The organism is Nocardioides marinus (assembly GCF_013408145.1).
Lineage (GTDB): Bacteria > Actinomycetota > Actinomycetes > Propionibacteriales > Nocardioidaceae > Nocardioides > Nocardioides marinus.
On sequence record NZ_JACBZI010000001.1, the window covers coordinates 2,416,122 to 2,429,811 of the forward strand.

Sequence of the window (13,690 nt, forward strand, 5' to 3'; positions counted from 1 at the left end):
GCCCGTCGAGCGTCGGCAACGCAGCCAGCGTGCCCAGTTGGTGTCGCGCAGCAGGCGAGAATCGGTGAATCCAAGCTCAGAGGCGGTCCAGCAGCCAGGACGGGCCGACGACCAGCGCCCCGGCACCGGTGACGTTGGCGGCCAGGGCCCGGTCGGCGGTGACCACCATGACCGAGCGCCCCTTCTCCGCGGCACGGCGTGCCTCGGCCAGGATCGTCGCGTCGCCGTCCTTCGGGGCGTGGACCGTGCGCACGTGGGCGTCGCGGCCGGCCTTCACCCCGCCCTTGGCGGCGCCCTCCAGGACCAGCACGACCTCCTCGCCCGGCACGTCGGCGACCAGGAGCTGCTCGTGGAGGCGGCGCGCCGCACCGGCACGGTCCTTCCACCAGCCGTCGGGTCGCGCGCCCACCACGTTGGCGGCGTCGACGACCAGCACCGAAGCCATCGGGTTGCCTTTCGTCTCACCGGGTCTCGACCCGCGCGTCACGCCCTCGCACGCTCGGGCGTGGCGCTTGCTCGACCTTCGCTCACGACGCCGGGCTCGCTGCGCTCCCCCGGCTGCTCACTTCAAGAACTTCGAGAAGTCCTTCGGGAGGTTCAGCTCGGCGGCGGCCTTCTCGTAGTCGACCTCGTCGCCCCCGGGAGCACCGAACGGGTTCCCACCGGCCGAGGCGGCCTTCTCCTTGGCCGCCTTCTCGGCCTGCGCGGCCTTGGCCGGGTTGCCGGAGACGCGCTTGCCGCCCTTGCCCTTCTTCGGCGGCTGCTTGGGCTTGCGGCCCTTGCCACCGCCCATCCCGGGCATCCCCGGCATGCCGGGCATCCCCGGCATCCCGCCGCCCTTGGCGAGCTGGGTCATCATCTTGCGCGCCTCGAAGAACCGGTCGACGAGCTGGTTGACCTCGGTGACGGTGCGTCCACACCCCTTGGCGATGCGCTGGCGACGGGAACCGTCGATCATCTTGGGGTTGATCCGCTCCGCCGGCGTCATCGAGTAGATGATCGCCTGGATGCGGTCGATCTCGCGGTCGTCGAAGTTCTCCAGCTGCTCACGGAACTGCCCCATCCCGGGCAGCATCCCCATGATCTTCGACATCGAGCCGAGCTTGCGGACCTGCTGCATCTGCTCCAGGAAGTCCACGAGCGTGAACTCCCCGCCCCGGCCCGAGAGCTTCTCCGCCGCCTTCATCGCCTGCTCGGCGTCGAAGGTCTTCTCGGCCTGCTCGATCAGGGTCAGCACGTCACCCATGTCGAGGATGCGCGAGGCCATCCGGTCGGGGTGGAAGAGGTCGAAGTCGGTCAGCTTCTCGCCGTTGGAGGCGAACATGACCGGCCTGCCGGTGATCGAGGCGATCGACAGCGCCGCGCCGCCACGGGCGTCACCGTCGAGCTTGGTGAGCACGACGGCGTCGTACCCGACCCCCTCGAGGAAGGCCTGGGCGGTGGTGACGGCGTCCTGACCGATCATCGCGTCGACGACGAAGAGCACCTCGTCGGGCCGGACCGCGTCACGGATGTCGGCGGCCTGCTGCATGAGCTCGGCGTCGACGCCGAGGCGGCCTGCGGTGTCGACGATCACGACGTCGTGCAGCTTGCGCTTGGCCTCCTCGATGGAGGCCTGTGCGACACCGACCGGGTCGCCGGTCCCGTTACCGGGCTCGGGGGCGAAGACCGGGACGCCGACGCGCTCACCGTTGACCTGCAGCTGGTTGACCGCGTTGGGGCGCTGGAGGTCGCAGGCCACCAGCAGCGGGGTCTTGCCCTGCTCCTTGAGCCACAGCGCGAGCTTGGCGGCCAGCGTCGTCTTGCCGGCGCCCTGGAGACCGGCGAGCATGATGACGGTGGGGCCGGTCTTGGCGTAGCGCAGCCGACGGGTCTCCCCGCCGAGGATGTTGACGAGCTCCTCGTTGACGATCTTGACGATCTGCTGCGCGGGGTTCAGCGCACCGCTGACCTCCTCGCCGCGGGCGCGCTCCTTGACCGCAGCGACGAACTCCTTGACCACCGGCAGCGCGACGTCGGCCTCCAGCAGCGCGATGCGGATCTCGCGCGCGGTGGCGTCGATGTCGGCCTCGGAGAGCCGGCCCTTCCCCCGGAGGTTCTTGAAGGTGTCGGCGAGGCGGTCGGAGAGGGTGGCGAACACCGGCCCAGCCTAACGACCCGGGGTCCGCCCCTGGTCGACGCCCTGACCGGACAGTGCTGCCCGGACCGCGTGCGCGGCGTCGGCTGCCCTGGTCTCCGACAGCACCCCGGCCCCTGCCTCCTGCAGGTAGAACACGTCCACGGCCTGCGGACCCAGGGTGTCGACGTGCGCCGAGCGCACGGCCACGTCGAGGTGGGCCAGGGCGGCGCACACGAGGTAGACGACGCCGGGGCGGTCGGCCGCCCGCACCTCCAGCACGGTGGCGAGGTCCGAGGCGTCGGCACGCACCTCGACGATCGGGGCGAGCTCGGAGGCGTCGGCAGGACGCAGGCGGGTGGCCGGGTCGACCCGGCCGTCGACGATCGCGTCGTACTTGTCCTTGACGAAGCCGGCGTCGAGCTGGGGGTCGGCGACCTCCCAGATCGAGACGCCGAAGCTGTCCTGGGCCCAGATCCGCGCGGCGCGTACGGCGATGCGCTGGAGCGCGAACATCCCGGCGAAGTCCGCGAGCAGACCCACCCGGTCCGGGGCGACGACCGTGACCCGGGAGCCGTCGGCGGTGTGCTCGACGTGGACCGAGATCTCCCCGTTGCGCACCTCGCGCGGGATCTCGACCTCCTCCATGACCACCGGGGGCAGGTTGGTGCCGCTGTCGAGCGCGGCACGGACCCTGCGGGACAGGTCGCGCACCAAGCCCGAGCGCCACGCCGACCAGGCCTGCGCCGAGGCGGCCTTGGCGTCGGCCTCGGTGAGCGCGGTGAGCAGCGAGAGCGCCTCGGTGCTGCCGATCCGGCTGGCCACGCGCTCCACGGTCGCCGGGTCGTCGGGGTCGCGGGTGGTGGCGGTCTCGGAGAGCAGCAGGTGCCACCGGACCAGGCGGGCGATCAGCTCGACCGCGGAGGGCTCGAAGCCCATCCGGGTCGCGATCTCGCGGGCCAGCGGCTCGCCGGCGACGCTGTGCTCGGTCAGGCTGCCCTTGCCGATGTCGTGGAGCAGCGCCGCGACCATGAGCACGTCGGGCCGGCCGACGTGCCGGATGAGCGAGGCGGCCTCGCGGCAGGTCTCGACCACGTGCCGGTCGACGGTGAAGCGGTGGATCGCCGAGGCGTGCGGCAGCAGCCGGATCCGCTCCCACTCCGGCAGCAGGCGGTTGACCGCCCCGGTCTCCTCGAGGGTCTCCCAGACGTGCAGCAGCCCCTTGCCGGCCAGCATCCGCACCAGCTGCTGGCGGGCCTCGGTGGGCCACGGGTCGGGCATCGGCGGGGTCTCACGGGCCAGCCGGGCGGCCGTGGGCGGCGCCAGCACCACGTCGAGCTCGCTGGCGGCGGCCGCCGCGCGGAGCAGCAGGACCGGATCCTCGGAGGGACGGGCCTTGGCGTCGAGGACGATCTCGTGGCGGGAGAGCGCCACGCCGGGGGCGACCGGCACCAGCTGCGGGCGACGCGCCGTCCGGGCCGACACGGGGCGCTTGAGGTAGTCCTCCACCCGGCGCCAGGTCAGCCGGGAGAGATGGGTGATGCGGCGGCCCAGGGTGCGCACGTGGACCTGGGCGCTGCGGGCGTCGGGCAGCCCGAGCCCGGTGGCCAGCTCGCTCCACATCTCGGGGTTGATCCGGTCGGTCGAGCGGCCGGCGGCGCCCTGCACGAGGTCGCGCACGTCCAGGAGGGCCTGGCGGCTCTGCTCGAGCTCGATGTGCGGTACGTCCACGAGCCAGGTGGCGGTCAGGGCCTTGAGGACGGTCGCGTCACGCAGCCCGCCCTCGGACTCCTTCAGGTCGGGCACGGAGCGGTGGGCCAGCTCGCCCATCAGCTCGTGACGCGCACGGACCAGCTCACGCAGCGCGGGCAGCCGCTCGCGGGCCTGCTGGCGCCAGTGCGCCAGCATCGTCGTGCGCAGCCGCAGCGTGAGGTTGGGGTCCCCGGCCAGGTGCCGGATGTCGACCAGGCCCAGCGCCACCTTCAGGTCCGCGTCGGCGGCGGCGACCATCTCGTCGAGGCGGCGCACGCTGTGGTCGATGGTCAGGCCGGAGTCCCACAGGGGGTACCACACCTGGGCGGCGACCTCCCCGGGGTCGACGTCGTCGTCGTGGACCAGCACGACGTCGAGGTCGGAGTGCGGGGCGAGCTCGGCGCGGCCGTAGCCACCGACCGCGATCAGTGCGCAGCCGACCTCACCGCCGCCGGCGGCCTCGTAGGCCTTCGCACACAGGGCGTCGGCGTCGACCGTGCGCTGGGCACGGTCCTGGGCGGTCACAGTGCAGCACTGTCCTTGTCGCCGGTCCGCACGCGGACGACGGTCTCGACCGGGCTCACCCAGACCTTGCCGTCACCGATGCGACCCGTGGCGGCGCTGCGGGTGACCGCCTCCACGACGGCGTCGGCGTCCTCGTCACCCACCACGATCTCGACCCGGATCTTGGGGACCAGGGCGATGTCGTACTCCGCACCGCGGTAGACCTCGGTGTGGCCCTTCTGGCGGCCGTACCCCGACACCTCCGAGACCGTCATGCCGGCGACGCCGGCGGCCTCGAGGGCGGAGCGGACGTCCTCCCACTTGTGCGGCTTGATCACCGCGGTCACGAGCTTCATCTCAGCTCGGCCCACCTTCCTTGGTCTCGTCCCTGATGTTGAGGACACCGGTGCCGCTGGAGCGCGCCCCGGCGGTCGCGTGCAGGTCGTAGGCGTTCTCGGCGTGGACCACGAGGTCGATGCCGCTGATCTCGTGCTCCTCGTCGACCCGGAAGCCCATCAGCCGGTCGATCGCCAGGCCAAGCATGCCCGAGACGACGAACGCGTACGCCGCCACCGCGCCGACGCCGAGCAGCTGCGGTCCGAACAGGTCCACCCCGCCACCGTAGAGCAGACCGTCCACCCCGGTGGGCGCCGCCGAGGTCGCCAGGAAGGCGATCGCGATGGTGCCCACCACGCCGCCGACGAAGTGGACGCCGACGACGTCGAGGCTGTCGTCGTAGCCGAAGCGGTACTTCAGGCCGATGGCCACGGCGCACACGGCACCCGCGACCGCACCCACCACCATCGCCCCGACCGGGGACACCGAACCGCACGACGGGGTGATCGCGACCAGGCCCGCCACCAGGCCCGAGGCCGCGCCCAGCGAGGTCGCGTGGCCGTCGCGCACCCGCTCCACGGCCAGCCAGCCCAGCGTGCCCGCGGCACCGGCCATCAGGGTCGCGGTGAGGATGGCCGCGGCGTCCTGGCCGGCGGCCAGGGCGGAGCCGGCGTTGAAGCCGAACCAGCCGAACCAGAGCAGGCCGGCCCCCAGCATCACCAGGGTCAGGTTGTGCGGGCGCATCGGGTCGCGGCCGAACCCGACCCGCCGACCCACCACCAGCGCGAGCGCCAGGGCCGAGGCGCCGGAGCAGACCTCCACCGCCGTACCCCCGGCGTAGTCCAGCAGTCCCACGTCGTTGAGCAGCCAGCCGCCGGTTTCCCCGTCCCCGTCGAGGTCGAAGACCCAGTGCGCCACCGGGGCGTAGACCAGGACCGTCCACACCGCGACGAAGACCATCCAGGCCCCGAACCGGGCACGGTCGGCGACCGCGCCGGAGACCAGCGCCGCCGTGATGACGCAGAACAGGCCCTGGAAGACCGCGAACAGCAGCATCGGCACCGTGCTGTCACCGTTCGCCGAGCCGTCCAGCAGGTCGCCGAGGCCCCAGTGCTGGAACGGATCGCCGAACAGGCCGAGCGCGACGTCGTCGCCGAAGGCGACAGAGTAGCCGACGAGGGCCCAGACCACGACCACCACGGCGAGCGCCCCGAAGGACATCATCATCATGTTCAGCACGCTCTTGGAGCGCACCATGCCGCCGTAGAAGAGCGCGAGACCGGGGGCCATCAGGAGGACCAGCGCGGTCGAGACGAGCAGCCACGAGGTGTCGCCCGTGTCCAGCGCGGCCGCCGCCAGCGGGGTCGTGAGGAGGGAGGTCATGGGCGACCACCCTCAGGAGCGGGTGTTACGGCCGCCCGCTCGCGATGTTTCAGTCGTGTAAACGAGTGCAGCACCGAGCCCCGGCGGCCACTGCTGGGCAGCGGCCGCCGGGGCACCGGAGTCGTGCGGTGAGGGGCTCAGAGAGCGGCCGCGTCGCGGTCGCCGGTCCGCACGCGGACGACGCTCTCGACGGGGCTCAGCCACACCTTGCCGTCACCGATCCGACCGGTCTGCGCGGTCTTGACGATGATGCCGACCACGTCCTCGGCGTCGGCGTCCTCGACCACGATCTCGATGCGGATCTTCGGGACCAGCGCGATGTCGTACTCCGCACCGCGGTAGACCTCGGTGTGACCCTTCTGGCGGCCGTACCCGGAGACCTCCGAGACGGTCATGCCGGTGACGCCGAAGGTCTCGAGGGCCTCGCGGACGTCCTCCCACTTGTGCGGCTTGATGACCGCGGTCACGAGCTTCATCTTCAGGCCTCCGTCTTGGTCGCGAGCAGGCTGGAGCCACCACCGGACAGGCTGGTGTGCAGGTCGTAGGCGCCCTCGCCGTGCTGGTCGGAGTCGATGCCCTCGACCTCGGCCTCGTCGGTGACGCGCCACCCGATCGTGTACTTGATGGCCAGCGCGACGATCGCGGTCATGACACCGGACCAGACGATGGCGATCAGGGCGGCCATGACCTGGTCGACGAGCGAGTCGATCCCGCCGCCGTAGAACAGGCCGTCCACGCCACCGGGGGCGTTGGCCGAGGAGAACAGGCCGATCAGCACGGTGCCGACGATGCCGCCGACCAGGTGCACGCCGACGACGTCGAGCGAGTCGTCGAAGTTCAGCTTGAACTTCAGGCCCACGGCCCAGGCGCACAGCGCACCGGAGATCGCGCCGATCGCGATGGCGCCCTCCAGGTCGACCGCGCCGCACGCCGGCGTGATGGCGACCAGGCCCGCCACGATGCCGGAGGCGGCGCCGAGCGAGGTGGCCTTGCCGTGCAGCAGGCGCTCCACGACCAGCCAGCCGATGATGGCGGCCATGGTGGCGATGGTGGTGTTGAGGAAGGTGACGCCGGTCTCGCTGACGAACTGCGCGACGATCTCCTCCTCGGTGGAACCGGCGAAGACGATCGAGCCGACGTTGAAGCCGTACCAGCCGAACCACAGCAGACCGGCACCGATCATGGTGAGCGGCAGGTTGTGCGGCTTCATCGGCTCCTTGCCGAAGCCGATGCGGCGACCGATGATCAGCGCCAGGACCAGGCCGGCGACACCGGCGTTGATGTGGACGACCGTGCCGCCCGCGTAGTCCTGAGCCGGGAAGTGCTCACCGATGAAGCCGCCGCCCCACACCATGTGCGCGATCGGGAAGTAGCTGAAGGTGACCCACAGCGGCAGGAACACGACCCACGACGAGAGCTTGACGCGGTCGGCCACGGCACCCGAGATCAGGGCCGCGGTGATGATCGCGAAGGTCATCTGGAACGCGACGGCGACGTAGTCGCCGCCGCCGAGGCCGTCGAGGAAGAACAGCTCGAACGGGTCGGCGAAGAACCCGCCGGCCAGGCCGGTCGAGAACGACATCGACCAGCCCCACAGCACGTAGACGATGCCGACCACGGCGACCGACACGTAGGACATCATCATCATGTTGAGCACTGACTTCGACCGGCTCATGCCTCCGTAGAAGAGGGCCAGAGCAGGTGCGGTCATCATCAGGACCCAGGCTGTCGCCACCAGCATGAAGGCGGAGTAGCCGTCCACAAAACCTCCAGGGGAATCTGTACGGGGGGAACGGCACCCGAGGCCGCGCGACAGCGCTGTCGGGAGGGGGTGCGCCCCATTCGTTGACTCGACCAAACAGGCCGGAGGTTTCCTCGCTCCGCCCCGTTTGTTTCCGGAGCGCAACAGGTGCGCCTCCCGTGTTACATGTGGATGACGGGAGCGGTGGAGGGGTTTGCGGCCGGCGCCGCGGTGGAAGCGGCGGTGCTCAGCCCAGCAGCGCGTCGACGAAGGCGCCCGCGTCGAACGGTGCGAGGTCGTCGGGGCCCTCCCCCAGGCCCACGAGCTTGACCGGGACGCCGAGCTCACGCTGGACCTGCACGACGATCCCGCCCTTGGCCGAGCCGTCGAGCTTGGTCAGCACGATGCCGGTGACCGCGACGGCCTCGGAGAAGACCCGGGCCTGGATCAGGCCGTTCTGGCCGGTCGTGGCGTCCAGGACGAGCAGCACCTCGGTGACCGGGGCCTGCTTCTCGATGACCCGCTTGACCTTGCCCAGCTCGTCCATCAGGCCCTGCTTGTTCTGCAGCCGGCCGGCGGTGTCGACCAGCACGGTGTCCACACCGCGCTCGGCACCGCTCTGGACGGCCCGGAAGGCGACGCTCGCGGGGTCGGCCCCCTCCTCGCCGCGGACCACGTCGACGCCCACGCGCTCGCCCCAGGTGGCCAGCTGCTCCACCGCGGCGGCGCGGAAGGTGTCAGCGGCACCGAGGACGACGCTGCGCTCCTCGGCGACGAGGATGCGCGCGATCTTGCCGACCGTGGTGGTCTTGCCGGCACCGTTGACGCCCACGACCAGGACGACACCGGGGGTGCCGTCTTCGCCGCTGACCTGGAGTCGACGGTCCAGGTCGGGGTCGACCAGCGCGACGAGCTCCTCGCGCAGCACGGTGCGCGGGTCGCCCTCGCCCTCCACGCGCAGCCGGGTGCGCAGCCGCTCGACCAGCTCCTGGGTGGGCGCCACACCGATGTCGGCGGTGAGCAGGGTGTCCTCGATCGACTCCCAGGTGTCCTCGTCGAGACGGTCGCGCGAGAGCAGGGCGAGCAGGCCGCGGCCCAGTGAGCCCTGCGACCCGGCCAGGCGCTGGCGCAGGCGCACCAGCCGCGAGGCGGTGCCCTCGGGCCGCTCCAGCTCCGGGGCCGTCGGCGGCTCCTCGACCTCCGGCTCGATCGTGACCGGCGGCGCGCTCAGCTCGGTCGGTGCCTCGGGGTCCGCAGGCGGGGTGGTGAGGACGTCGGAGTGCGTGTCCGGCAACGGCGCGGGCTTGCGTCGCCCGGACACGAGCAGGCCGACGACCAGCGCCACGAGGGCGATGCCGACGACGGCGACAAGGAGGACCAGCAACGCGACGGAGCTCATGGGCGCCATCCAACCACCGGCCCGGGGACCTCCCGGAACCGGCGGGTGGGACCGGCGCGCGTGGGGCGGCTCAGCTGCGGGTTCCGGGCTCCGGACGCGGTCGGACGGCGGCGTCGCCGTCGGTCTCGTCGAGGGTGGGCAGCCGGTCGGCGGCGCGGGTCATCGCGGACCCGAGCCACTCCCCGGAGGTCGGCGTCTCGCCCCGGTGCGGGAAGGCCACGTAGAACAGCACGAGGCCGGCGGTCACCACGATCCCGAGCATGGCGATGAGGATGGTCAGCACGCCCGCCACCGTGCCACAGGTCCGGTCAGGACCCCGCCTCCCCACGCACCAGCGGCGCGACTGCGGCGCGGATCACGTCGGGCATCGGGGTCACCGGACGGGCGGGGTCGGTGTTGTCGACGTACACGTGCACGAAGCGGCCCTCGGCGGCCGCCTCGTCGCCGTCGCCCTGGAACAGCCCGATGCGGTAGATCGCCGAGGACGTGCCGAGCCGGTCGCAGACCAGGCCCATCTCGATCGGCTCCGGGAAGCCGATCTCGCGGAAGTACTGGCACGAGGTCTCCGCGACCACGCCGATCTGCGGGAGCGAGCGCACGTCGACCCCCGTGGCCTCGTAGAGGTGGGCGTTGACCGCGGTGTCGAACAGCTCGTAGTAGGTGGCGTTGTTGAGGTGTCCGTAGGCGTCGTCGTCGCGCCAGCGGGTGGTGACGGTGCGCCAGGCGACGTACTCGTCGCGGGTGGGGCGGGGACGGGGCATGGGGCAGCGCCTCTCGTGCTCGTGGGTGGGTCGATGGGCCGGGTCGGCCCGAGGTCAGACGGGCTCGGTGTCGCGCAGCCGCTGGCTGATGACGGCGGAGACGCCGTCGCCGCGCATGGTCACGCCGTAGAGGGCGTCGCCGACCTCCATGGTCCGTTTCTGGTGGGTGATGACGAGCAGCTGGGAGTTCTCCCTCAGCTCCTCGTAGATCTCCAGCAGCCGGCCGAGGTTGGTGTCGTCGAGCGCGGCCTCGACCTCGTCGAGGATGTAGAACGGGCTCGGGCGCGCCTTGAACAGCGCCACCAGGAAGGCCACCGCCACCAGTGAGCGCTCCCCGCCGGAGAGCAGCGAGAGCCGCTTGACCTTCTTCCCCGGCGGCCTTGCCTCGACCTCGACGCCGGTGGTGAGCATGTCCGAGGGGTCGGTGAGCACCAGCCTGCCCTCCCCACCGGGGAAGAGCCGCGAGAACGTCGCGTCGAAGGCCTTCTCGACGTCGGCGTACGCCTCACGGAAGACCTGCTCGACCCGGTCGTCCACGTCCTTGACGATCTCGAGGAGGTCCTTGCGGGTGCGACGCAGGTCGTCGAGCTGCTCGGAGAGGAACTGGTGACGCTCCTCCAGCGCCGAGAACTCCTCGAGCGCCAGCGGGTTGACCTTGCCCAGCATCGACAGCGCCCGCTCGGCGGCCTTGAGCCGCTTGACCTGCTCCTCGCGGACGAAGGGGACCGCCTCGGGGGTCTGCTCCTCGACATCGGTGCCCTCGGGGTCGCTCGCGGCCTCCTGGTCGCCCCGGTCGCCCTGCACCGGCACCAGCTGGTCGGGGCCGTAGTCGGCGACGAGGGCGTCGGGCTCGAGACCCAGCTCCTCGAGCGTGCGGTTCTCGAGCTGCTCGATGCGCATCCGCTGCTGGGTGCGGGCCACCTCGTCGCGGTGCACCGAGGAGACCAGCTCCTCGTGCTCCTTGGCGAGCTCGCGGAGCTGCCCGCGCACCGTGCGCAGCTGCTCCTCGCGCCCACGGCGGGCCTCCTCCACCTCGGCGCGGGCGTCGGCGGCCTGCTGGATCGACGCCTCCAGGCGGTGCAGGACGAAGCCGACGGCCGCCGAGACCGCCTCGGCCGCCCGGCCCTCGCGCAGCACCCGCTCCCGACGCGCGGCGGCCTGGGCGCGCTGCTCACGCTCCTTGGCCGCGCTGCGGCGCAGGCCGTCGGCGCGACCGTGCAGGGCCCGGGCGCGCTCCTCGGAGGTGCGCAGCGCCAGGCGCGCGTCCATCTCGGCCTGCCGGGCCTGGCGGGCGCGCTCCGCGAGCTCCTCGCGTACGCCGGTGTCCGGCTCCTCCTCGGGGGTGTCCTCGGCCGCGGCCAGCCGCTCCTCGAGCTCCGCGAGCCCCGCGACCGCCTGCACCCGGGCCTCCTCGGCCCGGGCGATCGCCTGCTCGAGCCGCTCGGCCTCGCCCCGGGCGGCGCGGGCCTGGGACCCGTGCTGGCCCAGCTCCTCGGCGACGGCGGCCAGGGTCGCGTCGGACTCGTGCAGCCGGGCCAGGGCGACGTCCACACGCTTGGTGGCCTCGTGCCGCTCGGCCTCGAGCCGGCTGGTCTCGAACGCGGCGCGCTCGCCGGCCGCCACGGCCTCGGCCAGGGCGGTGTCGGCCTCCTCGACGGCGGCCTGGATCTCCAGCAGGCTCTGCTGCTGGCCGGAGCCGCCGGCGGCGTACCTGGCGCCGAGGACGTCCCCGGCCGTGGTCACCGCGGTGACCTCCGGGTGCTGCTCGACCAGGGACCGGGCGGTGGGCAGGTCGGCGACGATCGCGACCCGGTCGAGCAGCGAGGTGAGCCCCGCGCGCAGCTCGCCGGGGCACTCGACGACGTCGACGGCCCAGGTCGCGTCGGCCGGGAGTGCGGGCCACTCCCCCGCCGGGGGCAGCGCCGGGCCGTCGGCGAGCAGCAGGGCGGCCCGCCCGAGGTCGTTGCCCTCGAGGTGTCCCAGCGCCGCCAGCGCCGCGGCGACGTCGCGCACGGCGACGGCCTCGGCGGCGGTCCCGAGCGCGGCGGCGACCGCGGCCTCGTGGCCGTGGCGCACCGTGAGCAGCGCGGCCAGCGAGCCGAGGACGCCCTCGAGGTCGTCGGCGGCCAGCAGCGCTCCGGCGCCGTCCCTACGGGTCAGGCCGAGCTCCAGCGCCTCCTTGCGGGCGGTGAGGCTGTGCCGGTCGCGGTCGGCCTGCTGGGCGCGCTCGCGCATCGCGGCCAGCCGCTCCTCGACGTCGTCGAGCGCCGCGACGGCCTGCTCGTGCTCCGCGTCGAGGCCCTCCTCGCCGGCGTCGAGGCCGGCGACCTTCGTCTCCAGGGTGGTGAAGGCCAGCTGCGCCCTCTCGGCGCGGGCCAGGGCGTCCTCGCGGCCCTGCCGCAGGCGCTCGACCTCCTCGTCGGCGCCGGCGGCGCGTGACTTCAGCGCGTTGACCTGGCCGTGCAGGCGGGCCAGGCCCTCGCGCCGGTCGGCTGCGGCGCGCTGCAGCCCGGCGATGCGGCGTTCCTCCTCCGCGGCGGCGTCCTCGGCGGCCTTGCGCGCGGTGACGGCCGCGTCCAGGGCGGCGCGGTGGGCGTCGACCTCCGCGGCGATCTGCGTCTCCTGCTCAGCGACCCGGTCGGCCTCGGCCTCCAGCGCGTCGGGGTCGCGCCCGCTGGCGGTCTCCACGACGTTGCTGCCGGCGGCGTTGCGGATCCGCTCGGCCGCCAACGACTGGGTGCCGCGCAGCCGCTCGCGCAGGCCGGAGAGGGAGTACCAGGTGTCCTGGGCCGCGGAGAGCGCGGGCAGGTCCTCGCGCAGGGCGGCCTCGAGGGCGGCCTCGCTCTCGCGGGCCGCGGCGATCGCGGCCTCGACCTCCTCGCGCCGGGCCACGAGCACCGACTCGTCGGCCATCTCCTGCTCCAGCGCGGTGCGCGCGGTCACGAGGTCGTCGGCGAGGAGGCGGGCCCGGGCGTCACGCACGTCGGCCTGCACGGTCGCGGCGCGGCGGGCGACCTCGGCCTGCCGGCCCAGCGGCTTGAGCTGACGACGGATCTCGGTGAGCAGGTCGTTCAGACGCGTGAGGTTGCCCTCGCACGCGTCGAGCTTGCGCAGCGCCTTCTCCTTGCGCTTGCGGTGCTTGAGGACGCCCGCGGCCTCCTCGATGAAGCCACGGCGGTCCTCCGGCGTCGCGTGCAGGATCGTGTCGAGCTGGCCCTGGCCGACGATGACGTGCATCTCGCGGCCGATGCCGGAGTCCGAGAGCAGCTCCTGGACGTCCAGCAGCCGGCACGGGCTCCCGTTGATGGCGTACTCGGAGCCCCCGGAGCGGAACATCGTGCGACTGATCGTCACCTCGGCGTACTCGATGGGCAGCGCGCCGTCGGAGTTGTCGATCGTCAGCAGCACCTCGGCCCGGCCCAACGGCGGGCGACCGGAGGTGCCGGCGAAGATGACGTCGTCCATCTTCCCGCCGCGCAGGCTCTTGGCGCTGGCCTCGCCCATCACCCAGGCCAAGGCGTCCACCACGTTGGACTTGCCCGAGCCGTTGGGCCCGACGATGCAGGTGATGCCGGGCTCGAGCTGCAGCGTCGTGGAGGACGCGAAGGACTTGAACCCCTTCAGGGTCAGGCTCTTCAGGTACAACGCGGGACCTTCCCCGTCGACTGGCTGGGCGGCTGGCTCGGGCGCCGCGGCCC

Annotated in this window: 11 protein-coding genes; all 11 read right to left on the reverse strand. The window is 72.7% G+C overall.

The features are described 5' to 3' along the window. Positions 1-76 precede the first annotated feature (76 nt). The gene (locus tag BKA05_RS11460; RefSeq protein WP_179531548.1) at positions 77-445 is read right to left on the reverse strand and encodes an NYN domain-containing protein; all 369 of its coding nucleotides are present in this window, start codon (positions 443-445) and stop codon (positions 77-79) included. 117 nt (positions 446-562) lie between these two features. Continuing rightward, complete coding sequence (ffh, locus tag BKA05_RS11465; RefSeq protein WP_179531549.1) at positions 563-2,140, reverse strand: signal recognition particle protein; 1,578 nt, start codon at positions 2,138-2,140, stop codon at positions 563-565. 9 nt (positions 2,141-2,149) lie between these two features. Beyond that, positions 2,150-4,393 (reverse strand): [protein-PII] uridylyltransferase, encoded by a 2,244-nt coding sequence (locus BKA05_RS11470; protein ID WP_179531550.1) that lies wholly within the window; start codon positions 4,391-4,393, stop codon positions 2,150-2,152. Next, complete coding sequence (locus BKA05_RS11475; RefSeq protein WP_179531551.1) at positions 4,390-4,728, reverse strand: P-II family nitrogen regulator; 339 nt, start codon at positions 4,726-4,728, stop codon at positions 4,390-4,392. The genes BKA05_RS11470 and BKA05_RS11475 overlap by 4 nt, the downstream gene beginning before the upstream one ends. Before the next feature lies 1 nt (position 4,729). Continuing rightward, positions 4,730-6,091 (reverse strand): ammonium transporter, encoded by a 1,362-nt coding sequence (locus BKA05_RS11480; RefSeq protein WP_179531552.1) that lies wholly within the window; start codon positions 6,089-6,091, stop codon positions 4,730-4,732. Between the two features lie 137 nt (positions 6,092-6,228). Then, positions 6,229-6,567 carry a P-II family nitrogen regulator gene (locus BKA05_RS11485; protein WP_179531553.1) on the reverse strand — a complete coding sequence of 113 codons (339 nt, stop codon included), beginning with the start codon at positions 6,565-6,567 and terminating at the stop codon, positions 6,229-6,231. 2 nt (positions 6,568-6,569) lie between these two features. After that, a complete protein-coding gene (locus BKA05_RS11490) occupies positions 6,570-7,853 on the reverse strand; it encodes an ammonium transporter (RefSeq protein ID WP_343045633.1) in 1,284 nt (427 codons plus the stop codon). A gap of 226 nt (positions 7,854-8,079) precedes the next feature. After that, positions 8,080-9,231 carry a signal recognition particle-docking protein FtsY gene (gene ftsY, locus BKA05_RS11495; RefSeq protein WP_179531554.1) on the reverse strand — a complete coding sequence of 384 codons (1,152 nt, stop codon included), beginning with the start codon at positions 9,229-9,231 and terminating at the stop codon, positions 8,080-8,082. A gap of 70 nt (positions 9,232-9,301) precedes the next feature. Then, positions 9,302-9,514: a hypothetical protein gene (locus tag BKA05_RS11500; protein WP_179531555.1), complete on the reverse strand. Its 213-nt coding sequence runs from the start codon at positions 9,512-9,514 to the stop codon at positions 9,302-9,304. Between the two features lie 25 nt (positions 9,515-9,539). After that, entirely contained in the window at positions 9,540-9,992 is a 453-nt protein-coding gene (locus tag BKA05_RS11505) for an acyl-CoA thioesterase (protein WP_179531556.1), read from the reverse strand. Positions 9,993-10,046: 54 nt separating this feature from the next. Beyond that, positions 10,047-13,637 (reverse strand): chromosome segregation protein SMC, encoded by a 3,591-nt coding sequence (gene smc / locus BKA05_RS11510; RefSeq protein WP_179531557.1) that lies wholly within the window; start codon positions 13,635-13,637, stop codon positions 10,047-10,049. Positions 13,638-13,690 lie beyond the last annotated feature (53 nt).